The 23,054-nt window shown below is 52.9% G+C and carries 27 protein-coding genes; 10 read left to right on the top strand and 17 right to left on the bottom strand.

Annotation, left to right across the window (positions count from 1 at the left end):
- Positions 1–38: 38 nt before the first annotated feature.
- The gene (locus tag AB4K05_RS18655; protein ID WP_368481417.1) at positions 39–935 is read left to right on the top strand and encodes an N-acetylmuramic acid 6-phosphate etherase; all 897 of its coding nucleotides are present in this window, start codon (positions 39–41) and stop codon (positions 933–935) included.
- A 51-nt stretch (positions 936–986) separates the two neighbouring features.
- Here the strand turns inward: AB4K05_RS18655 and ompC are convergent, their stop codons facing one another.
- Complete coding sequence (gene ompC / locus AB4K05_RS18650; RefSeq protein ID WP_368481416.1) at positions 987–2,147, bottom strand: porin OmpC; 1,161 nt, start codon at positions 2,145–2,147, stop codon at positions 987–989.
- Between the two features lie 714 nt (positions 2,148–2,861).
- Here ompC and drpB point away from each other — a divergent pair.
- The 3 genes from drpB to AB4K05_RS18635 are packed head-to-tail and all read left to right on the top strand — an operon-like array spanning position 2,862 to position 5,355.
- Positions 2,862–3,143 (top strand): cell division protein DrpB, encoded by a 282-nt coding sequence (drpB, locus tag AB4K05_RS18645; protein WP_368481415.1) that lies wholly within the window; start codon positions 2,862–2,864, stop codon positions 3,141–3,143.
- A 45-nt stretch (positions 3,144–3,188) separates the two neighbouring features.
- The gene (locus AB4K05_RS18640) at positions 3,189–3,899 is read left to right on the top strand and encodes a phosphohydrolase (protein WP_368481414.1); all 711 of its coding nucleotides are present in this window, start codon (positions 3,189–3,191) and stop codon (positions 3,897–3,899) included.
- A gap of 34 nt (positions 3,900–3,933) precedes the next feature.
- Complete coding sequence (locus AB4K05_RS18635) at positions 3,934–5,355, top strand: DNA cytosine methyltransferase (RefSeq protein WP_368481413.1); 1,422 nt, start codon at positions 3,934–3,936, stop codon at positions 5,353–5,355.
- Positions 5,356–5,414: 59 nt separating this feature from the next.
- On the opposite strand, the gene yedA is transcribed toward AB4K05_RS18635, so the two are convergent.
- The gene (yedA, locus tag AB4K05_RS18630; RefSeq protein ID WP_368481412.1) at positions 5,415–6,326 is read right to left on the bottom strand and encodes a drug/metabolite exporter YedA; all 912 of its coding nucleotides are present in this window, start codon (positions 6,324–6,326) and stop codon (positions 5,415–5,417) included.
- A gap of 178 nt (positions 6,327–6,504) precedes the next feature.
- Here yedA and AB4K05_RS18625 point away from each other — a divergent pair, with 178 nt between their 5' ends.
- From AB4K05_RS18625 to dgcQ, 3 genes are all read left to right on the top strand, one after another.
- Positions 6,505–7,416, top strand: a complete 912-nt coding sequence (locus AB4K05_RS18625) for a DUF808 family protein (RefSeq protein WP_368481411.1) — start codon at positions 6,505–6,507, stop codon at positions 7,414–7,416.
- A 77-nt stretch (positions 7,417–7,493) separates the two neighbouring features.
- A complete protein-coding gene (locus AB4K05_RS18620; RefSeq protein ID WP_368481410.1) occupies positions 7,494–7,673 on the top strand; it encodes a YodC family protein in 180 nt (59 codons plus the stop codon).
- Positions 7,674–7,891: 218 nt separating this feature from the next.
- Positions 7,892–9,556 carry a cellulose biosynthesis regulator diguanylate cyclase DgcQ gene (gene dgcQ / locus AB4K05_RS18615; RefSeq protein WP_368481447.1) on the top strand — a complete coding sequence of 555 codons (1,665 nt, stop codon included), beginning with the start codon at positions 7,892–7,894 and terminating at the stop codon, positions 9,554–9,556.
- A gap of 322 nt (positions 9,557–9,878) precedes the next feature.
- Here dgcQ and AB4K05_RS18610 read toward each other — a convergent pair whose 3' ends face one another.
- On the bottom strand, positions 9,879–10,088 hold the full coding sequence (locus tag AB4K05_RS18610; RefSeq protein WP_368481409.1) for a YodD family protein: 210 nt from the start codon (positions 10,086–10,088) through the stop codon (positions 9,879–9,881).
- A 259-nt stretch (positions 10,089–10,347) separates the two neighbouring features.
- On the opposite strand from AB4K05_RS18610, the gene dsrB reads away from it, so the two are divergent.
- Positions 10,348–10,536 (top strand): protein DsrB, encoded by a 189-nt coding sequence (dsrB, locus tag AB4K05_RS18605; protein WP_368481408.1) that lies wholly within the window; start codon positions 10,348–10,350, stop codon positions 10,534–10,536.
- 52 nt (positions 10,537–10,588) lie between these two features.
- Here the strand turns inward: dsrB and rcsA are convergent, their stop codons facing one another.
- The 14 genes from rcsA to fliF all read right to left on the bottom strand — a co-directional run bounded on the left by rcsA (position 10,589) and on the right by fliF (position 22,114).
- Positions 10,589–11,212 (bottom strand): transcriptional regulator RcsA, encoded by a 624-nt coding sequence (gene rcsA / locus AB4K05_RS18600; RefSeq protein ID WP_368481407.1) that lies wholly within the window; start codon positions 11,210–11,212, stop codon positions 10,589–10,591.
- Between the two features lie 275 nt (positions 11,213–11,487).
- Positions 11,488–12,282: a flagellar biosynthetic protein FliR gene (fliR, locus tag AB4K05_RS18595; protein ID WP_368481406.1), complete on the bottom strand. Its 795-nt coding sequence runs from the start codon at positions 12,280–12,282 to the stop codon at positions 11,488–11,490.
- Positions 12,283–12,287: 5 nt separating this feature from the next.
- Entirely contained in the window at positions 12,288–12,557 is a 270-nt protein-coding gene (gene fliQ, locus AB4K05_RS18590) for a flagellar biosynthesis protein FliQ (protein WP_062778154.1), read from the bottom strand.
- A 9-nt stretch (positions 12,558–12,566) separates the two neighbouring features.
- Positions 12,567–13,304 (bottom strand): flagellar type III secretion system pore protein FliP, encoded by a 738-nt coding sequence (fliP, locus tag AB4K05_RS18585; protein ID WP_368481405.1) that lies wholly within the window; start codon positions 13,302–13,304, stop codon positions 12,567–12,569.
- Positions 13,304–13,639 carry a flagellar biosynthetic protein FliO gene (fliO, locus tag AB4K05_RS18580; RefSeq protein ID WP_368481446.1) on the bottom strand — a complete coding sequence of 112 codons (336 nt, stop codon included), beginning with the start codon at positions 13,637–13,639 and terminating at the stop codon, positions 13,304–13,306. The genes fliP and fliO overlap by 1 nt, the downstream gene beginning before the upstream one ends.
- Before the next feature lie 94 nt (positions 13,640–13,733).
- Positions 13,734–14,147: a flagellar motor switch protein FliN gene (gene fliN / locus AB4K05_RS18575; protein ID WP_368481404.1), complete on the bottom strand. Its 414-nt coding sequence runs from the start codon at positions 14,145–14,147 to the stop codon at positions 13,734–13,736.
- Positions 14,144–15,148 carry a flagellar motor switch protein FliM gene (gene fliM / locus AB4K05_RS18570; protein WP_368481445.1) on the bottom strand — a complete coding sequence of 335 codons (1,005 nt, stop codon included), beginning with the start codon at positions 15,146–15,148 and terminating at the stop codon, positions 14,144–14,146. Before fliM ends, fliN begins: the two co-directional genes overlap by 4 nt.
- A 4-nt stretch (positions 15,149–15,152) precedes the next feature.
- Positions 15,153–15,620, bottom strand: coding sequence for a flagellar basal body-associated protein FliL (gene fliL / locus AB4K05_RS18565; protein ID WP_368481403.1), 468 nt, complete (start codon positions 15,618–15,620; stop codon positions 15,153–15,155).
- A gap of 125 nt (positions 15,621–15,745) precedes the next feature.
- A complete protein-coding gene (locus AB4K05_RS18560; protein ID WP_368481402.1) occupies positions 15,746–16,933 on the bottom strand; it encodes a flagellar hook-length control protein FliK in 1,188 nt (395 codons plus the stop codon).
- The gene (gene fliJ, locus AB4K05_RS18555; protein ID WP_368481401.1) at positions 16,930–17,373 is read right to left on the bottom strand and encodes a flagellar export protein FliJ; all 444 of its coding nucleotides are present in this window, start codon (positions 17,371–17,373) and stop codon (positions 16,930–16,932) included. The genes AB4K05_RS18560 and fliJ overlap by 4 nt, the downstream gene beginning before the upstream one ends.
- Before the next feature lie 21 nt (positions 17,374–17,394).
- Positions 17,395–18,765 carry a flagellar protein export ATPase FliI gene (gene fliI / locus AB4K05_RS18550; protein WP_368481400.1) on the bottom strand — a complete coding sequence of 457 codons (1,371 nt, stop codon included), beginning with the start codon at positions 18,763–18,765 and terminating at the stop codon, positions 17,395–17,397.
- The gene (gene fliH, locus AB4K05_RS18545; RefSeq protein ID WP_368481399.1) at positions 18,765–19,463 is read right to left on the bottom strand and encodes a flagellar assembly protein FliH; all 699 of its coding nucleotides are present in this window, start codon (positions 19,461–19,463) and stop codon (positions 18,765–18,767) included. Before fliH ends, fliI begins: the two co-directional genes overlap by 1 nt.
- A complete protein-coding gene (gene fliG / locus AB4K05_RS18540; RefSeq protein WP_368481398.1) occupies positions 19,456–20,451 on the bottom strand; it encodes a flagellar motor switch protein FliG in 996 nt (331 codons plus the stop codon). Before fliG ends, fliH begins: the two co-directional genes overlap by 8 nt.
- On the bottom strand, positions 20,444–22,114 hold the full coding sequence (fliF, locus tag AB4K05_RS18535) for a flagellar basal-body MS-ring/collar protein FliF (RefSeq protein WP_368481397.1): 1,671 nt from the start codon (positions 22,112–22,114) through the stop codon (positions 20,444–20,446). Before fliF ends, fliG begins: the two co-directional genes overlap by 8 nt.
- A gap of 214 nt (positions 22,115–22,328) precedes the next feature.
- On the opposite strand from fliF, the gene fliE reads away from it, so the two are divergent.
- Both fliE and AB4K05_RS18525 read left to right on the top strand, forming a co-directional pair.
- Entirely contained in the window at positions 22,329–22,640 is a 312-nt protein-coding gene (fliE, locus tag AB4K05_RS18530) for a flagellar hook-basal body complex protein FliE (protein ID WP_368481396.1), read from the top strand.
- A gap of 110 nt (positions 22,641–22,750) precedes the next feature.
- Entirely contained in the window at positions 22,751–22,996 is a 246-nt protein-coding gene (locus AB4K05_RS18525) for a hypothetical protein (protein ID WP_368481395.1), read from the top strand.
- Positions 22,997–23,054: the final 58 nt, after the last annotated feature.

The raw sequence follows: 23,054 nt of genomic DNA, 5'->3' as shown, positions 1-23,054 counted from the left end.
TTAGTATTACTGAAGAACCCATAATAAGGAGTCCGTTTATGAGCAGTAAGCTTACTGGTTCAGTCATGGAAAGACGTTGTTCGACGACGGCTGAAATTGATCGTTTGTCTACCCGCGATATGCTAAGCGTTATCAATCAAGAAGATAAATGCATAGCTGAATCCATTACCCCTTGTCTTGATGATATTACCCGCCTGGTTGATACCGCGGTGTCGACCCTAAGCCAAGGGGGCCGCGTGGTGCTGGCGGGCGCTGGGGCCTCCGGACGCAACGCCATTATTACCGCGAATGAATATGCGCCAGACGAAAAGCATCCGCTGGTTGGGTTGATTGCCGGTGGCGCGCTGGCAATGCTGCATAGCATGGATGAGGCGGCGCAGGACTACGATCGCGGAATACTCGATCTTCAGGCAATAGGGTTCACGCAAAAAGATATGCTGGTGGCGCTGACAGTAGGTGGTAAAACGCCGTGGCTATGGGGCGCTCTGCGACACGCTTGGTCTGTGGGCGCGCCGCGTGCGGTAATCACCCGCTTTGCACAAAGTGAAGCGACAGAGTTGGCGGACATTGTTATCGCCCCGCAAAGTGGGCCTGAGGCCGTTGCCGGTTATGGCAATCCTAAAGCGATTGCGGCGCAAAAGATGGTGCTGTCGATGTTGACGACCGCGCTGGCTATTCGCAGCGGGCGGGTTTACAGCAATATGCGTGTGGATATCCGTGGGACGAATACGCACATGGTTGAACGGCAGATTGCTATCGTGATGGCAGCAGGTAACTGTACGCGTGCGGCAGCCAAAGCTGCGCTGGAAAGCTGCGATCATCACTGCAAAACGGCGATTTTGATGGTGTTAACCGGCATGGATGCGTGGAAAGCGCATGAACTGCTGGCACAGAACAACGGCTTTGTTCGGGTTGCGCTGCAAGAAGCACCGTAGTTGTTCGCAGACAAAAAAAGCCCGCTATGCGGGCTTTTCTACGCCAGTCGATCAGAACTGATAAACGAGGCCGATAGCGAGGATATCGTCAGTGGCGATGTTGTTATCGCTGTAGAATTCTACGTCATCGTCCAGCATATTGATTTTGTAATCAATGTAGGTGGACATGTTTTTGTTGAAGTAGTAGGTTGCGCCGACATCAATGTAGTTCACCAGCGCTTTGTCGGTGTACTCAATGTTATGACGACCTTGGTAGCCGCCCATGTCTTTGCCTTTAGAATAAACCCACGCTAAAGATGGGCGCAGGCCAAACTCAAACTGATACTGCGCCACGGCTTCGAAGTTCTGCGTCTTGTTGGCAATGCCGGCATCGCCATAGCGGGTCATGTTGTTGGTTTCGGCGTACATCATCGCCAAGTAGATGTCATTGGCATCGTATTTGGTACCGATAGTCCAAGCCTCTGCGGTATCACCACCAGCGTATTTGCTGTAGCGATTATTAACGCCGCCAGCAACCACCTGATCGTTAGTACGATCAGAGTTTGAATACGCTGCACCTACGCTTAAACCAGCTAGTTGATCAGTAAAGTCATACGTGGTGGACATCGCGAAGCCGTCGCCATTGCCTTTCGCCATATTGCCGCCAGCGCCGTTTGCGGTGCCTTCGCCGGAGCCGCCGTCTTCATTTTTGCCCTGGTACTGCAGCGCAAAGCTCAGGCCATCCACCATGCCGAAGAAATCGCTGTTACGGTAGGTAGCGATACCGTTAGCACGACCGGTGAAATAGACGTCGGTCTGGGTGTAGCTGTCGCCGCCGAACTCAGGCAGCATATCTGTCCAAGCTTCGATGTCGTAGATGGCGCCGTAGTTACGGCCATAATCGAATGAACCAGCGTCGCCAAATTTCAGACCGGCGAAGCCAAGACGGGTCCAAGAGTTACCTTTGACACTTTCAGGGGTATCCGCTTGAATATTGTATTCCCAACGGCCATAACCGATCAGTTGGTCATTGATTTGGGTTTCGCCCTTGAAGCCCATACGCGCGTAGGACTGATCGCCGTTATCACCGCTGTGGTCTGAGAAATAGTGCAGGCCAACCACTTTACCGTAGAGATCTAACTTATTGCCGTCTTTGTTATAAACTTCAGCCGCATTCGCAGTTCCAGCCATAAGTAAAGCGGGGATTAACACTGCCAGTGCTTTTGTTTTCATTATATTTTCCTTTGCGTAATAAAGCATATGAATAAAAGTAACGTCATCCGCGTTACGATGGGAATATTATAGTGATGGTTCAAATTATTTTAAGGTATAAATGTAATTAAATCATATTAAATATTTCAAATCATTTCCAATATATGTCAATTAATATAAATAGCTTCTTGTTATTAAAAATCAATATGTTAATCAATAGTAAGTATTTGTTTTTTAAATAATTTATTTAAAATCATTGGAGGGGTTTATTGTCGTAGGTATGGGCGAAAAAAATCCGATTATACTGACATATAATCGGAAAGGTTATAAACATAACAATGATGTATAACAAAAGGCTAATAACGGAGGCTATTGTGGCATGCTTTTTATAATAATGAAATTCTGTGCCGAAAGGCTTTTATTTATGATATCAATTGTATTAATGGAAAAATATTTAAGGCTTTATGAATATTCTGGTCGTAGTCGCTTGAAATAAAAATAGCGCCACTTATCGGTTGGCGTTTAAAGAGCTGGGTGCATCGCGGGTTGCACTGCGCACACCATCGCAGCAAGGGCAGTAAAATTGCCGAAGATCAAGTGAGCGGTACTTCGTTGCGCAAACCCACGCTGTGAGGCTATCCCGGACAAATTTAATTGCTATAATGTGATGCTCGTCACACCATTTTTTTTGTGACGATTTTGTTATTCGTCTTCGCTGTGTGATGAGAGTGTTTTATGGAAGAAAGGATGGAGCGCAGCCCTGGCGGTAAACTGGCGTTATGGGTCTTTTACGCGTTTTGCGGTTATTTCGCTTGGGCGATGGTGCGTTATGTTTGGGTCATCAGCGCGGTGCAAAGCATCCCAGGAGCAACAATTGACGGTGAAATTGGCTCCACCAGCGGCAAATGGTTGGGGGCGTTGCTGGGTTTCCTGTTGCTGAGTATCGTGGGCGCATTGTTGGGCGGGATCGCATGGTACACGCGTCCGCGTACTGCTGAGCAGGAAGAGAGCTTGTAATGTTGCTATGCTGAGGGTCGGTTAACTCACTCAGGCATTGATGGAATGGATCTGACGGCATGGCAGCAGGATATTGAACACTGGTTTGCAAAACACTACACCGGCGGTGATGCTTCGCATGATATTGCTCATTTCCGCCGGGTATGGCATTGCGCACGGCAGATTGCCGACGGTCAGCCGGTCTCTCTGACCGTCATCCTCTTTGCCAGCTACTTTCACGATCTGGTCAGCTTGCCGAAAAATCATCCTGACCGCGCGCGTTCCTCACAATTATCCGCCCAGCAGACGCTCTCTATCTTGTCGCGAGACTTCCCGCGGTTCCCCGCCGAGCATCACGCCGCCGTTGCCCATGCCATCGAAGCGCACAGTTTTAGCGCCCAAATTACACCGCAAACTCTCGAAGCGAAAATTGTCCAAGATGCCGACAGGCTCGAAGCGTTGGGTGCAATTGGCTTGGCCCGCGTTTTTGCTGTATCAGGTGCGATGAATGCCGCGCTGTTTGATGCCAATGACCCTTTTGCTGATCGCCGCGCGCTGGATGATAAAGCCTATGCCCTCGATCATTTCCAGACCAAACTGTTGCGGTTACCGGCAACCATGCAAACCGTTAAAGGGCGAGAGATGGCACAGCGTAATGCCGATTTTCTCGTGCACTTTATGGCCAAACTAAGCGCCGAATTAGCCGGTGATCCGGACTCGCTGGATGTCGATATCATCAGACGATTCGCGGCGCAAGACCTGCCTAAATTATGCTAATCTCAGGCTTATTTTTCTGTATCTGGTCAATTTTATGCAACAGCGAGTCTTATTAAACGAGGCAACGGCAAATGATGAGCCGGATGCTCAGGCGCTGCTCCAGCATATTCTGGAGATTTACGATCTTAAGACAGTTGTCGCCGAACTTGCCGCCGCTGGGGAACAGCACTGGAGTCCGGCCATCGTCAAACGCGTCGTCGCGCTCAAGCGAGCCAATACGCGGTTAAGCGAAAACGAGTGTGCCCATCTGGCGGCGCTGCTGCCGAAACCACCGGTTAATCATCCGCATTATGCCTTCCGTTTTGTCGATCTTTTTGCCGGGATTGGTGGGATCCGTAGCGGTTTTGAGGCCATCGGCGGACAGTGCGTTTTTACCAGTGAGTGGAACAAACACGCGGTGCGTACCTATAAAGCCAACTGGTACTGCGATCCGCACGAGCACCAATTTAACGCCGATATTCGCGACGTAACCAAAAGCCATCATCCGGATATCAGCGACAGCGAGGCGAGGGCGCATATTCTAGCGTCTATTCCCCAGCATGACGTACTGCTGGCAGGCTTTCCCTGCCAGCCGTTTTCGCTAGCAGGGGTGTCTAAGAAGAATGCGATGGGGCGCGCGCACGGTTTTGCCTGTGACACTCAAGGAACGCTGTTTTTTGATGTCGTGCGGATTATTGACGCCACCCGACCGCCGATCTTCGTGCTGGAAAACGTCAAAAATTTAAAGAGCCACGATAACGGTAAAACGTTTCGTATCATCATGCAGACGTTAGATGAGCTGGGCTATGAGGTGTCAGATGCCAAGACGATGGGGGCTGATGACCCTAAAATCATCGACGGGCAAAACTTCCTTCCCCAACACCGTGAACGTATTGTTCTGGTGGGCTTCCGTCGAGATTTAGGGCTGCATGAGGGCTTTACGCTACGCGATATTCCTGCATTGTATCCTGAACGCCGACCGACTTTTGGCGAGCTTTTGGAGCCGATGGTGGATGCCAAATTTATCCTCACGCCGGTACTGTGGAAATATTTGTATCGCTACGCCCGTAAGCATCAGGAAAAAGGAAACGGTTTTGGCTATGGGATGGTTGATCCCACCCGCGCCAATAGTGTCGCGAGAACGCTGTCGGCCCGTTATTACAAAGATGGTGCTGAAATTCTCATTGATCGAGGCTGGAACTTCGCGCTGGGGGAAAAAGATTTTGACGATCCGCAAAATCAGCAGCATCGCCCACGCCGCTTAACACCGCGGGAATGTGCACGCCTGATGGGATTCGAGTCGCCGCAGGGTTATCGCTGGCGTATTCCGGTATCGGATACCCAAGCTTATCGCCAGTTTGGCAATTCCGTTATCGTGCCGGTGTTTGCTGCAGTAGCACGCCTGTTGGAATCGCGCATTTTGCAGGCCGTTGCGCTGCGTGATGTGGTAAAAGCCGATGGCCGACATGCACGATAAGGCCACCGGCAGTAAAAATCTGCGCGCACGGCGCGCAGACAGGTTATCAAGGCTGAATGTTACTTCTGCGATGGGCAAGCAACCGCAGAGCTTTTCGCCGGGAATAGGTATTTACCAAGCGTCACCAGTACCACCGCGGCAATAATAATCGCCAGCGCCAGCCATTCAACGGCAGAGAGGCTTTCACCGTTGAAGCTGGTGCCCAACAGTACGGCAACCACCGGGTTCACGTAGGCATAACTGGTGGCAACTGCTGGCGTGACGTTGCGGATAAGATACATGTAAGCATTAATAGCGATAATAGAGCCAAATACCGCCAGGTAACCGACGGCCAGAAAACCTTTTAAGTCTGGCATGGTGGTCATACGCTCGCCGCTAAATAGCGACGCTATCATCAGCACGATTCCAGCCGCCAGCATTTCAATGGCTCCGGCCATCATCCCTGTCGGCAACGTTATCCGCGAACCGTACACCGAACCAAACGCCCAGCTCAGGGAACCGATTAAAATCATCAATGCGCCCCATGGATTACCGCTTAAATTGCCCCCGCTGTTGAGCAGGACAATACCGGCAAGACCAATCGCAATACCTAGCCACTCTAACTTACGGGTCGCAATGCCAAAAAAACGGCTAAAGCACAGCGTAAACAGCGGCACGGTGGCAACCATCACGGCGGCAATGCCGGAAGGCACGTGCTGATGCTCAGCGACCGTGACCATGCCATTACCAATAGCCAATAGCAGAACACCAATCAGCGCGGCATTTAACAGTGGTTTAGGAGCCGGTAGACGGTGCCCCGTCGCCAGCAGAAAAATGAACAGCACCATACCCGCTGAAAGAAATCGCACGCCCGCCATCATCAGCGGCGGCCAACTGGCTACCCCAATGCTGATGGCAAAGTAGGTCGAACCCCAGATGATATACAGCGCAAAGAGCGCACCTACCAGCGGTAACAGTTGTTTAAAACGCATACTTCCTCGCGGGAAAAAAATAGCAAGCAGGCAGATAGTAAACGCCAAAACTACCGTGCTGGCGAGTGCTTTAATTAAGGGCTTGATGTTGTGTTTATGTTATAAATATGTATCCCTTACGCCCGGCTCTTTTTTGCTTCATACTTTGTTATCAATACAAAAATGAAGGATGTCACTTGTGGCGGGAAGTAGCTTATTAACCTTGTTAGATGATATTGCCACCTTGCTGGACGATATCTCCATGATGGGCAAACTGGCGGCGAAGAAAACCGCTGGTGTACTGGGCGATGATTTATCGCTGAATGCTCAGCAGGTCTCGGGTGTACGGGCGAACCGCGAACTGCCGGTGGTCTGGAGCGTGGCGAAAGGTTCGATGCTGAATAAGGTCATCCTTGTCCCGCTGGCGCTGCTGATTAGCGCCTTTATCCCTTGGGCGGTGACGCCACTGCTGATGATTGGCGGCGCCTATCTGTGCTTTGAAGGCGTGGAGAAGGTAGTACATACGCTGCACGAGCGTAAGCACAAAGTCAGCGACGAAGCCCGGCAGCAGCGTCTGGACGCGATTGCGCAGCAGGATCCTAGTGTCTATGAAAAAGATAAAATAAAAGGGGCTATCCGCACGGATTTCATTCTATCGGCAGAAATTGTTGCGATCACGCTGGGGATTGTTGCTGATGCACCGCTGTTAAATCAGGTGCTGATTTTATCCGGCATCGCGGTACTGGTGACGGTGGGCGTGTATGGCCTCGTGGGTGTTATCGTGAAGCTTGATGACATGGGCTACTGGCTGGTAGAAAAGCGCAGTGCGCTCGCTCGTGGCTTAGGGAAAGCGCTGTTGGTTGTTGCGCCGTGGTTGATGAAAATACTCTCAGTGGTCGGCACGCTGGCGATGTTCTTGGTTGGCGGTGGCATCGTGGTTCACGGCGTTGGTCCTGTGCATCACGCGATAGAAGCCTTTGCGGCCGAGCAGGCTTCATGGGTGGCGCTGCTGTTGCCAACGCTTGCTAATTTAGTACTAGGTTTCGCTATCGGCGCCGTGGTGCTGGGGGTAGTGAAAGGGGTATCGCATCTGCGGTCTGATAAGGTATAAAAAGTGCTGCCTTGGTACGCAAAGCGCTCAGGAATCGGCTATGGTGAAACAGTTTCACCCTGATACCGGAGGCAGTAATGGTCTTTTTGGTCAGTGATGAAGTCCGGCCCAAAAATGGTGGGCCGAGAATGGTCGTAACGGGATATGCCAGCGGGATGATCGAATGCCGCTGGTATGATGGTTTTGGCGTCAAGCGAGAGGCTTTTCGCGAAGATGAGTTGATCCCCGGTGACATTCATAAACAAGAAAAGGCGTAATGACCGCGTCTACGCCCGGCATATGCCGGGCGCTTTATATGCGTCTACTTATTGAACGGAATCTTTCAGGTTTTTAGTCGTAGCGTGAAGTCGTGGAGCATCATGAATTATCAGCAAGCAGAGAATGTGGGTAACGATAGCGTTGTAGCGAGAAGTAACCGATACGGGGGGCAAAAGTGCATCCCTTAACGGTAAAGACCAACGCCTCCCCTCCGGGCATGTGGGCGAGGCTGACGAAACGCATACGGCCAGAACGGGTGGTGAATATCTGCTTTCTGGTGGTGATGTTTTTTTCGACACTTCTTACTTGGCGTGAAATTATCGTACTGGAAGATGCCTACATCTCCAGCCAGCGCAACAATCTGAAAAACGTTGCCAACGATATGGATGCGCAGCTTCAGTTCAACACCGATAGGCTACTGTTTTTCCGCAACGGAATGCAGTCGGCACTGCAAATCCCGCTGGCTTTTGAGATTCTGCGCAACGCTGAACAGCAGTTCGAGCGTCAGCGTACCTTGCCGGATTGGAGCATTTCCCTCAACAACAACCGAACTCTGCCGTTGCACGGCGTGTCGGATGAATTTGTCGCACACACTAATCTGCTCTCGCGTGATAACGCGCTGCTGAGCAATGAGTTTATGGCGAGCATTGAGCTTGGGTATCTGTTGCGGCTCTCGTCGCTGACTCGCCAGCATCTTGCCCGTTTTGAAACGCATATGATTTACGTCTCCCGAGCGGGCTTCTATCTCAGTACCGAAGACGAGCAGCGTGGCAGTACTACAGAATACTTTTACAAGCTGGCGACCAGCCCATGGTTTACGGCGCAGTCACAGCGCAACAATCCCGATCGCGGCGTCAAATGGATGACCACCTTCAACGAGGATAAACCGCCCGTTGCACAAATGGTCATTGCCGCGGTGCCGTTAGACCTCCAGCAGTACTGGTATGGTGTGTTGGCTATCCAACTGTCGGTCAACGAAATGACTCAGTTCCTCATCCAGTCCGTTGAAGGCGAAGACGACGGGGAATACCAACTCTACGATCGTCGCATGAATCTGATTGCGTCCTCCGAGCAGTTGCTATCGCGGCGTGTTCAGCTGTCGCAGGAGGTCCAAGCACAGCTTGCGCACGCGTATGAAGGTGACAATGAAGGCAGTGTGCGGCAGGTTTCGCAGTTTATTAGCTGGGAAAAGCTGCGTAATTTTGACGGCGTACTGCTGCGTATTCATAGCCTCAATGATGGCATCCGTGGCGATTTTGGCAGCATCAGTATTGCCCTCACGCTCCTGTGGGTGCTGTTTACTTCGATGCTGTTACTCTCATGGGGGGTCATTCGGCGCATGGTACGTAACATGTCATCACTGCAAGAGTCACTGCAGTGGCGAGCTTGGCATGACATGTTGACGCGTCTTTATAACCGCGCGGCCTTGTTTGAGCGCGCGGCTAAAGCCCTAGATGCCTGCCAACAAAAGGGTCAACCCTTGGCGGTGATACAGCTCGATCTCGACCACTTTAAAGGTATTAACGATAAGTACGGGCATCAGGCGGGGGACAGGGTGCTGGTGTATATCGGACGGGTGATTATGAATAAAATCCGCAAGGAGGATATTGCCGGGCGCGTGGGCGGTGAAGAGTTCTGTATTGTGCTGCCGTCAACCTCGTTGGAGGAAGGCCGTCAGATCGCCGAACGTATTCGTGAGAGCATCAATAGCCGGGAAATTTTGGTCGGTAAAAAGCAGACCATCCGCGTCAGCGCGTCGTTAGGCGTGTGCTGTAGCGAAGAACTTTATCGCTATGACTTCGAGCACCTGCAATCTATCGCGGATAGCCGTTTGTATCAGGCGAAGAACAATGGCCGAAATCGTGTTTGTTCCGAAGATTAAGGCAAAAAGCCAGCGTCACGTGACATAGCACATAAATTTTACTTATGGTTAAAATGATTCCTAAGATAAATCTTAAAGAAATTGGGTCGAATAATCGTGTGTAAAAACATCAACTCACTGATTTTAAAAGCAGTTGTTGATAGAGGGATAAAAGAAGGATGTTTGGTCATACTTATTTATTAGGTGAATAATTCTTGTCATTGGAAATAAACGAAGATAATGTTTCATCCACGTCAGGTTTCCTGATGTAACGAATATTTCAATGCTTCTTGCTCTGGCAAGGTTGATCCCGACGCGTAGGCGCCGGGATTTTTTTATTCCTCTAGCGCGTTACTTCCGTGATGCTGAAATCGTGAATATCAAGCTCAAAGGCCTCGGCAAGCTCGTGCCAAGTATGGTATTCCCGACCATCGACGCTCACATGATGCGGGTCATCCGTCGCGCGGTGAATTTCGCTTTCGCTGATCTCATTGATGGCCGCCAGTAGCGCATCAACATTTACCCCCCGGGGGTTAGTGTTCATCTTCATCATCGATACCTTTTTTACGCTCCCTGTATAAGTATACATCTATCGAACAATGCTGCTCATTTTTTAACCAAAAAGGTGACGGTGAGCGTTGCCTGGATAAGCGCAGGCGTTATCCGTCACAGGAGGCAATGGCCGATGGTGTTTGCGCTTATCCAGCCTATGAACACAAATCTGCATTAGATATAGATAGTTACGCAGTATTCCGCTGCCAGGGTTTGGTTTTTGTTCTACACTGGGCTAAACAAATCAGGAGATGATGTTTATGCAAGTTAACGATCGCGTGACGGTCAAGACCGATGGGGGGCCGCGTCGCTCCGGTGTTGTTCTGGCTATTGAGCAGTTCAGTGAAGGAACGATGTATCTGGTGGCGCTAGAAGATTACCCGCTGGGGATCTGGTTCTTCAATGAATCGGGTCATCCTGATGGGATTTTCGTGGAAGGGGCTGAATAGTATTGTGACACCTGGCGGTAGACGTACCGCCAGTTTCCCTGTCCTGTAGGTCCTAACGCATATTGACATAAATACCTGAAGTCACGTTCTCTGCCAAACGCACGACGTGGTAGATAACCTGTTTGTTATGCGTTTTGATTTTTCTTTTAATATTACCCTTATGTGATGATACCGTTTTGGCTTTAATATTCATTTGATCGGAAATTTGAATCGTTCCTTGCCCTGACATCCACATTTTAAGCATGCTAGATTCCGTACGACTTAATGACAATGTGGAGACGTTAGTTTGCTTTGCATCCGCTGTTTCTTTTTTCAGATAATCCCTAAGAATAGTATCTAGTGTCTCGGGTTTTATCGATTTAGAGCTAATTAGCAGATTACTCCGCACCATCAAATATTCATCAAAATGTATATTGGCAATAGCCATAAAAACAATGAACAAAGTCCTGGGATGTTGATTAATGATCTGCTTGATATGCAGACTGCTTTGCACATCATGAATGAAGCAGTCCTCATTAATGAACACGACAGAGGGTTGTCGGGCGGTACAGATCTCTGCTAGCCCATCCACGTCGTCTACATTGTCAATGTCTCGCTTCTTTACCCCACGACTGGCTAGATATCCGGTTAACCCTAGCCGCGTGTAACTGCATATATCCATAATAATCGTTGACATGGCATACCCTCACTCAATGCGTAACGATAATTAACCCATTACCCTCAAACTTCATCGTCGTGACGAACTTAGTAAAATAAAAAAGAAAATGAAGCCTGTCAGGCGGCATCAACTATCCCGTAAAGTTACGTATAATTTGCCAGGAATCTTCTCAAAGTAAAGTAAATGTTATGTTCTGTGAATAACCTAAAAACAAATAACCCGCGCCAGCGATATGCTGGTTGATGTTTTATCGTTTCTATTTTAGGAATTTCCTCATAATAACTCGGGTGGCATTATGGAGAATTTATGCGTGGTAACTCACTGATAATATCTGCTAATAGATCGAAGATTTCACTAAATAAGTGTTCGCAGAAGGGGGCGATCAAAGGCATTAATGCGGCCATCAGCAAAATGCCGACGGTCAGCGTGATGGGAAAGCCGATCACGAATATCGACAGTTGCGGGGTCATACGGTTGAGCATACCCAGCGCCAGGTTAACCGTAAGCAGCAGGGTGATAATCGGCAGCGCAAGCATCAATCCGTTGAGGAAAATCATGCCGCCTGCGCGGGTGAGCGCTAAAAATGCATTGCTGTTTATCGGCTCGCCGCCGATGGGCAGGGTGTGAAAAGTGTCGACTAGCAGCGAAATCAGCCATAAATGGCCGTTAAAAACCAAAAATAGCAGCAGCGCCAGCATATCCATAATACGCGCCAGCACCGGCATGTTGAGGTTGCTGCCCGGATCGACAAACGTGGCGAATGACAGGCCCATTTGCAGGCCGATAATCTCACCGCTGGTCCTTACCGCCGCAAAAGCAAACTGCATGGTGAAGCCCAGTGCAATCCCGATAAGAATTTGCTGCAGCGCGAGCCACAATGCGCCGGCGGAGAATAACGGCACTTCAACCACCGGCAGCGAGGGCGCAATGACAATCGTGATGAGAAAGCCTAAACCCAGCTTAACCCGTTTGGGTACCGACTTTTCGCTGAGAATGGGCGCGGTAGAGATAAGCGCCAGCACCCGCAAAAGCGGCCAGAAGTAGAGGCTGAGCCAGGAGATCCACTGGTCGCTGGTCACGTGCATCATGGGGCTTAACCGATGATGTAGGGAAGGTTACTGAATAACGTGCGCACATAGTCTAACAGCAGGTTGAGCATCCATGGACCTGCGACAATGATGGCAATAAAAACGGCAATAATTTTAGGAATGAACGACAGGGTCATTTCGTTTATCTGCGTGGCGGCCTGCAGAATACTGATGATCAAACCGGTCACCAGCGACACCAGCAACAGCGGGGCGGCCAGCGCCAGCGCGACTTTCATCGCTTCGGTGCCCATCATCATGACGGATTCAGGGGTCATGGTTACTCCTTAACTGTAAAAACTTTGCGCCAGCGACCCAACCAGCAGCTGCCAACCATCGACCAAGACAAACAGCATCAACTTGAACGGTAGCGCGATGGTCGCGGGCGGCACCATCATCATCCCGAGCGCCATCAGCACACTGGCTATCACAAGGTCGATAATCAGGAATGGGATAAAAATCGTAAAACCTATCTGGAATGCGGTTTTCAGCTCGCTGGTCACATAGGCTGGTAGCAGAATGCGCATGGGTACCGCTTCAGGTCCCTGGATTGGCGCGCTGTTGGCGAGTCTGGCGAACAGCGCGAGGTCGGCTTCACGCGTTTGACGCAGCATAAATTCGCGCAGCGGCTCGGCACCTTTTTCCATCGCTTCCTGCATGGAGATTTTGTCTTCGCTAAAGGGCTGATAGGCGTCGGTGTAAATTTTATCGATAACCGGCGACATGATGAAAAAGGTCAAAAACAGCGCCAGGCCAAGCAGAACCTGGTTTGGTGGGGCGGAAGGCGTGCCCAGCGCGCTGCGCAACAGGCCAAAAACGATGATGATGCGGGTAAAGCTGGTCATCATCAGCAAAATAGCCGGAATAAACGTCAGCGAGGTGATAAACACCAGCGTCTGGACAGGTAACGACCAGCTTTGGCCGCCGCCCGCCAGCGGTTGGCTGATTAAGCCGGGTAGCTCGGCAAAGGCGGAAGGGGAGAGCAATAACAGTCCACCCAGCGCAAGGGAACATAAACGACGCATCAGGATCTCCCAGGGCGCTTAAGCATAGTTTTCATCAGTGAAGCAAATTCTGGCACTGCCGCCGGTGGCTGATCGTTGACCGGAGCCGGGGGCAAGGTGTGCAGTAAGGTGACCTGTTGGGCCGTTACGCCAAGCACCAGCCGCGCATCTTCCACATTAACAATGACCACCCGTTCCCGATTGCCCAGTGAAGCGCTCGCGCTTACCGACAGACCGTTGACGGTGCGCCCTTTGATGGCGCCGGGCATTACGCGTTTGACGACCCACGCGGCGGCGAGGATCAGTACAATAATGCCCAGCAGTGCGCCGCTAACCTGAATAAGAGGCGAAGTCATAGGTTCATTGGCATGTGCCACGGTGACCGACTCACTGGTGTGAGCCGTCGAGGCGCTGGCTGCCGGGTGTACGGTGCTGGGCTGGGCTTTCATATCAACGGCTCAGGCGACGCATGCGTTCTGATGGCGTAATGATATCGGTAATGCGTACGCCGTATTTATCGGCCACCACCACGACTTCACCTTGGGCAATCAGATAACCGTTGATCAGAATATCCAGCGGTTCGCCCGCCAGACCGTCCAGCGCCACGACAGAACCCTGAGTGAGACGCAGCAGTTCTTTGATGGTCATCCGGGTGCGGCCCAGTTCCACGGTCAGTTTGACCGGGATATCCATGATCAGGTCGATATCCTGCAATGTGCCGCTAACATCGCCGCCCCCAAGCTGCTGGAACACCGCGTCGGCGGCGCTTTTACCGGGGATGGATTGTTGCTCGTTTAGCGCTTCAGCCCACAGGTCGTCCACGGATCCGCTGTTGTCATCGGGTGGAGTATTCATATCACTCATTTGGGCTGTTCCTCGTTCAGCGAATTCAAAATCGGGTTGATCAAATGTTCTACGCGCAGGGCATACTGACCGTTGACGGTACCGTACTGACTCGTCAGAACCGGGACGCCATCGACGTGGGCAATAATGCGGTCTGGCTTGTCAATCGGCAGAACGTCACCGGGCTTAAGTTTGAGAATTTGTGACAGTCTCAGCGAGATATCGGCGAAGTTGGCTACCAGTTCCAGTTCTGAGTGCTGCACCTGGCGCACCAGGTTTTCCCGCCAGTTCTGATCCTCATTGCGAGAGTTTTCCAGCGGTGGATTCACCAACAGCTCACGCAGCGGTTCAATCATGCTGAACGGCAGGCAGATATTGAACTCGCCGGTCAAGTTGCCGATTTCCACGTGGAACGGCGTATTGACCACGATGTCGTTCGGCGAGGTGGTGATATTGGTAAATTTCACCTGCATCTCGGAACGCACGTACTCCACCTCTAGTGGGTTAATCGCTTTCCATGCATCGCTATAGCCCTCAAGAGCCAACTTCAGCATGCGGTTGATGACGCGCTGCTCGGTATGGGTAAACTCGCGCCCCTCAACCTTGGTTGGGAAGCGGCCATCGCCACCGAACAAGTTATCGACCGCGATAAACACAAGGCTCGGTGAAAACACCACCAGGCCCGTGCCGCGCAGTGGCTTCAGATGGATCAGGTTGAGGTTGGTTGGCACCGGCAGGTTACGGGCAAACTCATGGTAGGGCTGAATACGAATCGCCCCCACGGTAATGTCCGGACTACGGCGCAGCAGGTTGAACAACCCCATACGGAAATGGCGAGCAAAACGCTCATTAATGATCTCCAGCGCCTGCAGACGTTCGCGAACCACGCGGCGCTGGGTATTGGGATCGTAGGGGCGAATATCATCTTCGCCCGCTGCACGTGCCAGCGGCTCGCTGGCGTTTTCGCTGTCGCCGTTGAGCAGCGCATCAATTTCGGCCTGAGAAAGAATACTGTCGCCCATAGCGCTATCGCAGGATAAAGGCGGTGTACAGAACATCGGTGATGTCCTGCTTAGGCTGACCGGCAATCAGCGGAGCGCTGAGTGTCGCTTTGATATCGGCGGCAAGCTGTTTTTTGCCATCGTCAGTCGCAAGCTTGGTGGCATCTTGACGTGACAGCAGCAGCAGCATCCGGCTGCGCACTTCTGGCAGATAATCATTTAAACGCGACCGATCGGCTTCACCTTTCATACGCAGCGTGACGCCCACATACAGCACGCGATCGGCATCACCGAGGTTAACCGTAAAGGTATCCAACGGGAAAAAGACCGGTGCGGCCGGTGGCGGCGCTTCTTTAGGCGCAGCGGCGGCGGTCTTGTTTTCAAAACGCCAGTAGCTGTAGCCCGCTGTTGCACAGGCGGCAAGCGTTACCAGCACCAGTAGCGGGATCCATATTGAGCGTTTACTTTTTTTAGTGATTGCGGTGTCAGTCATCTGAAACGGTCTTCCTTTTAGCGCCTATCCCTTCAGGCTCTTAGTACTTCTATCAAATGATTATCCCGCCTCCCGCCCTGGTCAAAGCGTGGAAAAGACGGGAATAATCATGTTACCTCGGGCGTTTAAGCAAAGATGTCTACTGCGTTGTCGCCGCGGGCCGATGATTGCAGGGCGGCAGGGACGCTTAGCACATCGCCATCGTCTTGGCCATCAGCCCCATTGCCGTCCGCTCGTGAGGCGAAAGATTGTTGGGAGGATGCCTGCTGTTGCTGCCCGGCAAAACCATCGCTGCTAATACTGCTTTGCCCCAGTTGAATGCCGTTGTCCTCAAGCTGGCTGCGCAGCATGGGTAAGGCGGCTTCCAGTGCGGCTCGTACGTGGCTGTGCGGCGAGGCCATCTGGATTTGCGCGAGGTTGTCTTCCACCTTGAGCGTGATGTGTACCTGGCCGAGTGATTCCGGATGCAGACGCAGCTCGGCGGTTTGCTGACCCTGGCGGGTAAACAGCGTGACGTGCTGGCTGACATTTTGCTGCCAGTCCGGGGTGCCGAGTTGACCGTGGATGTTTGCCGTGGCGGCAGCGGCAGAAGTGGCCGCTGGCGTCACGATTTGGGCGGTAGCCGGAGCAATCGCAGAGGTTGGTGCGGCTGGGCTTGGCGCACTTTCCGCTTCGGCTTTTTGTGCAGGGATCACAAAAGCCGAATCCGCGGAGAGGGCGCGGGCGTCGGTCTGCGGCTGCGATGCTGGCGCATCTTTTACATCGACAAAAGCTTGCATCGATGCGCCACTGCGGTTTTGCGAAGTGCTCAATGTGCTGAGGGTATCGGGCGCTTGCGTGGCAACGGACGTGCTGGCAACCGGCTGAACTTGCGGTGTCGTCGGCAGCATCGCCATGAGCGCGCTGAGGCTTTTCAGTTCATCATCACTGAGCTTATCCTTCACCGTTTTATCATCGCCGTCAGCCGTTTGCGTGCCGGTTTTGCCCGCTTTCAGCTCGCCCTGCAGGTGGGCGGCTAATGAACTCAGCAACGTTTGGGCATCGCTTGAGGTTGTCAGGTCGGCTTCGGTGCTGGCAGCGTCTTGTTGCATTAGCCATTGGGTAAGAGATTGCCCTTGGGTTTTCAGCGATTTCGGCGTGTCGGCATCACCGTTTGCCAGTAATGTCGACTTCTCCGCGCTGGTGCCAGGAAGTTGAGTTAAAGCACCCGCCAGCAGCGCCAGAAAATCCTCAGGGCTACCCACGGTTTTTGCAGCAGCGTCAGTGCCGGTTAGGTTTACATCACTGACGGCGAGGTTAGGCAGAGCGATCATTCAGGTTTCCTCAAGGTAGCGCGTTGGGCAAACTCATCCATCTTCTTCTGGTCCAAGCGGTTATCCGCCAACAACTGTGCGGAGGCCTGCCGGTCTTGCAGCGTTTGCCATGCCTGCAATCGCTGTTTTTTCTCTCGCCAGAAGTTCAGCGCCTGTTCCACCTTGTTATTCCACTGGATTAACTGCTGGCGGTGTTGGTCAATGGCCTTCTCAAGCGTTTGGATAAACTGCTGATAGTTTTGCCAGCGTAGACTGGCTATCCCCTGACTCATGTCGTTGTTCAGGTTGTTTTGGTATTCAAGCTGATAATCCATCAACATTTTCAGTTGTTCTTCCGCCTGCTGGCAGCCTCGTCGCATCTCGCCTAGCACGAGGGCGGCGTTATCGACATCGGTTTCTGCCAGTTCTTTAAGCGTTGCTAATGCACCATGCTGCGCCATATTTGTGATCCTCTTGCTTCACTATGACGTGGGGAAGATCAATTCCAGATTAAGGATTGACGATTCCCAGTCTGCTTTTTCAAGAATGCCTTGCTGTAAAAACGCTTCTAGCTGCGGCCAGAGCGTAATGGCCCTATCCAGCATCGGATCGCTGCCTTTGGCATAGGCGCCGACGCTTATCAGGTCACGGTTACGCTGGAAACTGGAGAGCAGCTGTTTAAATTGTCGAACCCGTGCGTAGTGCTCTTCGCTGATGAGCGCGGTCATCGCACGACTTATTGAGGCCTCGATATCAATTGCCGGATAGTGGCCGGCTTCAGCCAGCCGCCGCGAGAGTACGATATGACCATCTAGAATGGCGCGAGCGGAGTCGGCAATCGGGTCTTGCTGGTCATCGCCTTCGGTCAGCACCGTATAGAACGCGGTGATAGAGCCACCGCCGCTGATACCATTACCCGCGCGTTCCACCAGCGCCGGAAGTTTGGCGAACACCGACGGCGGATAGCCTTTGGTGGCCGGTGGCTCGCCGATGGCCAGCGCAATCTCACGTTGCGCCATCGCGTAACGCGTCAGGGAGTCCATAATCAGCAGCACATGCTGACCCCGGTCACGAAAATCTTCCGCCACGCGGGTGGCATAAGCGGCACCTTGCATACGCAGCAGCGGAGAAACATCGGCGGGCGCGGCGATAACAACCGACCGCGCGCGGCCTTCGACGCCAAGAATGTTCTCGATAAAATCTTTGACTTCACGACCACGTTCGCCGATAAGCCCGACGACGATGACATCGGCACGGGTGTAACGTGCCATCATGCCCAGCAGCACGCTTTTACCCACGCCGGAACCGGCAAACAGGCCCATACGCTGACCGCGTCCAACGGTGAGCAGGGCGTTGATTGGGCGCACGCCGGTATCTAGGACATGTTCGATAGCGGTTCGCTGCAGTGGGTTAAACGGCTGGGTTATCAGCGCGCCGGTTTCGGTAGTATCCGGTGCAGGTAAGCCATCAAGGGGTTTACCGCTGCCGTCCAACACGCGACCTAATAGCGCTGGGCCAAGCGGCAGCTGTTTACCGCTTTGTAGACCTTCCCCGGCGATGTTGCGGGCGTACACGCGCGCGCCGGGCAAAATGCCTTCCACTTCTTCCAGCGGCATCAAAAACAGACGCTGACCATTGAAGCCGACCACTTCGCTTTCCACTTCCTGCATTTCCGCGCCTTGCTGGCGTTCGATGATGCAGGTTGCCCCCAGCGGCAGCTGCAGACCAGTGGCCTCCAGAACCAAGCCGGTAGCGCGGACCAGACGCCCGTAACGACGGACCGTCGGAAGCTGCGCGATGCGCGCTTCAAAGTTATCGAGCGTGTTCAACCAGCGGGTCAGGCGAACGGTCATCAGCAGGCTCCCGGAGCCGCCAGGCGGCACAGTTCCTGCCAGCGGGTCGCTACGCTGGCGTCGAGATCGCCTTCGTCGGCGGAAACTTTGCAGCCACCTGGATGCAGGGTAGGGTCGCCGCGAAGCCGCCAGCCGTGCAGATCCAGCGTTGCACCGAGCATTTCCTCAACGCGCGGCAGATCTTCCGGGCTGACGCGGAGCTGCGGTTTGCCGGTGAACAGCGGTTCTTGTTGCAGCAGTGACTGGATCTGTTTAATCAGCGCGCTGTTGTCCGTCACCGGCACATGGCCGACGATTTGCCGCGCCGCTTCCAGCGCCATTTGTACTAAACGTGAAGCGATAACGCTGTCGAGCGTGTCCAGCGTGTGCTGAAACTCGCTGGCCAACTGCTGCATACGCGCATGAATGGGTGCCTGTTCTTGCTTTGCCTGCGCCAGACCTTGTTCAAGGCCCTGCGCCAACCCTTCTTGATAGCCCTGTTGTTGGCCCGCGGCATGGCCTTCACGCAGCCCGGCCTGGTAACCCTGCTCATGGGCCTGAATTTGCAGCTGCGCCAGCTGTTGTTGCTGTAGCTGTTCGGCGGAGATCTCTGCTTGCATCTCGTCCGGTTCATCGACGGTGAGCGGCGTAAACTCGGACACCGTCGGTGGGGCGAGATCGTCAGGCTGCCAGACTTTCCACGGCGTGGTATCAGACATAGGTATCGTCTCCGCTGCCAATCACCATCTCGCCGGTTTCGGCAAGTCGACGTACGATAAGCAGAATCGCTTTCTGTTCGTTTTCCACCTGAGACAGACGAACCGGGCCACGGTTGGCCAGATCGTCGCGCAGAATATCGGCTGCACGCTGGGACATATTGCGCAGGAATTTCTCGCGCAACGGCGGCTCGGAGCCTTTGAGGGCGATGAGCAGCGATTCGGAGTCCACTTCCTGCAGCAGGCGTTGGATGCTGCGATCGTCCACTTCGACCAGGTTTTCGAACAAGAACATCTCGTCGATAATTTTTTGCGCCAAATCGCCGTCGAATTCGCGTACGGCGGAGATAACCGCTTCTTCCTGCTGCGTTTTCATCAGGTTGATAATTTCTGCCGCCGTTCTCACGCCGCCCATTTTGCTGCGCTTGAGATTTTGGCCGTCGAGCAGGTTGTTCAACACTTCGGTCAACTCTGCCAGTGCGGCAGGCTGCACGCCGCCGAAGGTCGCGATACGCAGCATCACGTCGTGACGCAGACGCTCGTCGAACAGTGCCAGGATATCAGCGGCCTGACCGCGTTTAAGGTGCACAAGAATGGTGGCGATAATCTGCGGATGTTCGTCGCGGATAATATCGGCGGCGCTCTGCGGCTCCATAAAGTTGAGCGTCTCGATACCGCTGGTGGTTTCGCGGGTTTCGAGAATATCCTCCAGCAGACTGGAGGCGCGCTCTTCACCCAGCGCTTTGACCAGCACCGAACGCAGGTATTCATTGGCGTTGACGCTAAGGGCGGCGAACTGCTCGGCTTCCTGCTCAAACTCGGCCAACACATCGGTCAGCTGTTTGTTGGAGATCTGCTTCACGCCCGCCATCGCGGTGCTGAGCTGCTGAACTTCGCGAGTGCTGAGGTGCTTAAACACCTCAGCCGCACGATCTTCGCCAATCGTCATCAGCAAAATGACGCTTTTGTCGATTCCGGAAAGATTACTCATGATCGTTATTCATCCATTGGCGAATGACCAGCGCCACGACGCGCGGATCGTTATCAGACATCTCACGGATACGCTGGCTCATGACTTCAGCGCCAAGACGCTGGTTGGCACGGCGTTGCTGTGTCTGTTCATCTTTACTCAGGCGTACCTCAACGGCTTCCTGAATTTCCTGCTGTGCTTTGTTCTGCTCGACTGCCGCCTGAGCAATTTGCTCACGGCGCGCCAACTGCGGCTTGATAGCTTTACGCCACAGCAGCCACGCCACGATAAGGATCAGTAACCAACGGCCTGCGGACATCAACTGGTCGATAAACGCCTGTTGTTTCCAGAACGGCAGCTCGCCGCCGATATCATCGCTTTCGTTGAATGGCGAGTTGACCACGTTCAAGGTATCGCCACGAGTTGTGGAGAAGCCCATCGCTTCGCGGGTCAAATCTTCAATCTGCTTCATCTGGTCGTTGGTCAACGGCAGCGGTTTACCGTCCGGCAGATTGCGATAGTTGACCACCACGGCGACCGAAAGACGCTGGACATCGCCGACGTTCTTTTTGGTGTGCATGATGGTGCGATCAACTTCGTAGTTGCTGGTTTCGCTGCGCTGGCTGTTGCGTGGACCTGTAGTCGTCGTGGTTCGCGCGGTGTTGTTCTGACCGTTTGCTGCTTGATTCGCCGGTGGCGTGGCAATCGGTGCCGACGGTGCCGGTGCCGGGGTGTTTGATAATGCGCCAGGTACGCCGCCCGGATATGGGCTGCCGCTCTGGTCGCTCTCGCTGACCTGACGCGAACGAATTGCTGCCTGGGTGGCATCGCCGTTCGGACGGTACTGCTCGTCGGTCTGTTCTTTATTATCAAAGTTGACCTGCGCGGTGACCTGCGCATGAACGTTAGCATTGCCGACAATCGGCCCCAGAATGGCTTCAATACGGCGCTGAACGCGGGCTTCAACGTCGGCGGTGTATTTTAGCTGCGCATCGTTGAGGTCGCGGGCGTTGGTATTGGACTGGGTCAGCAGATGTCCGCCCTGATCGACCAAGGTGACGTTACCCGGCGGCAGACCCGCGACGGCGCTGGAGACCAGATGCACCACGGCGGAAATTTGCCCTTCATCGAGCGCGCGACCTGGTTCAAGGTTGACGGTAATAGAGGCCGACGGCGATTTTTGCTCGCGAACAAACAGCGACGGTTTTGGCATCGCTAAGTGCACGCGTGCACTTTTGACCGGACCGAGGGTTTCAATGGTGCGCGACAGTTCACCTTCCAACGCACGCTGATAGTTCACCTGCTCGCTGAACTGGCTGATGCCAAATTTTTCCTGATCTAACAGTTCAAAGCCCACGGTGCCGCCTTTCGGCAGACCCAGTTGAGCCAAGCGCAGGCGCAGTTCGTGAACTTTATCCGCAGGGACTTCCAGCGCGCCGCCGTTATCGGCGAAACGGTAGGGAATGTTCATCTGAGTTAGTTGCGTGACAATCGCGCCGCCGTCTTGGTCGGAGAGATTGCTAAACAACGTGCGATAGTCCGGGGATTTAGCCCACAGAACCATCGCCACGAGGATGGCTACCGCGGCGGCGCTCGCCACCATGAGCGGAATTTTTGGATTGGCGCGCAGGCGATTGACCCATTCAAGGGTTTTATTTTGTGTGGCCGTAGCACTGGCGCTCATTGCGCACCTCGTTGATTCTGATCGATGGCGTTAAACATGAACGAAAACAAAGCAGACTCCCAGGTCAGAACACATAAAGACAGCCATGCCATTATTTGACGCTTTGTAATTTTTGATGGGCCAAATAACCCATTTTTATAGCGCTATTTAGCGCCTTTATCTTATTGACAAACTGCTAAGCTCGTTCGCAGGTTAAATCAATCTGGGAGTCAAGATGGCGATTCAGGGTATTGAGGGCGTCTTGTCGCAACTGCAAGCGACGGCATCAATGGCGCGTAATCAGAGCGTGGATACGCAGCCGACGATAAGCTTTGCCGGGCAACTGCATGCGGCATTGGATCGCGTGAGTGAGATACAAACCAGCGCCAGAACGCAGGCGGAGAAGTTTTCGCTGGGGGAACCGGGCATTGCGTTAAACGATGTGATGACCGACCTGCAAAAAGGATCGGTGTCGCTGCAGATGGGTATCCAGGTGCGCAACAAGCTGGTGAGTGCCTATCAAGAAGTCATGGGGATGCAGGTCTAACCCGTTTTACGCGAGCCGTTACAGATTCTGTCCAGTCGAACGGCATGGCTAGTGGAAAACTTGGGTCCGCTACATCATACTGATTTCACTTGCTTGGTGGAGGAGGGTGTGTGAACCAGGATTTCCAAGACATAAAGAATGAGTTCGATAAATATGGGCCGACGGCGGGCGAAGAGGTCGCTTTGGCAATGTATGCATCCCTCGCTAAAAGGCTGACGCCTTATTTTTTTAACCAGGAAGGGATTAATAAGCGAAGGTTAATCACCAAGCTTGAAGAGGGGGAAAAGGAAGTCGGAACCCTCACAAAGTACGATTGGCTTGATGCATTCAATCGAAACAAACAAGAAGGTCGCTAAGGCGGCCTTTTTTATTGCCTGTCATTTACTGTGAAACGGTAAGATATTTAACGCTATA

Origin of the sequence: Kluyvera sp. STS39-E (assembly GCF_040932435.1) — a bacterium.
Classification (GTDB): domain Bacteria; phylum Pseudomonadota; class Gammaproteobacteria; order Enterobacterales; family Enterobacteriaceae; genus Kluyvera.
Note: the sequence above shows the minus strand (reverse complement) of the source record. Positions and strands in the feature narration are given on the sequence as shown.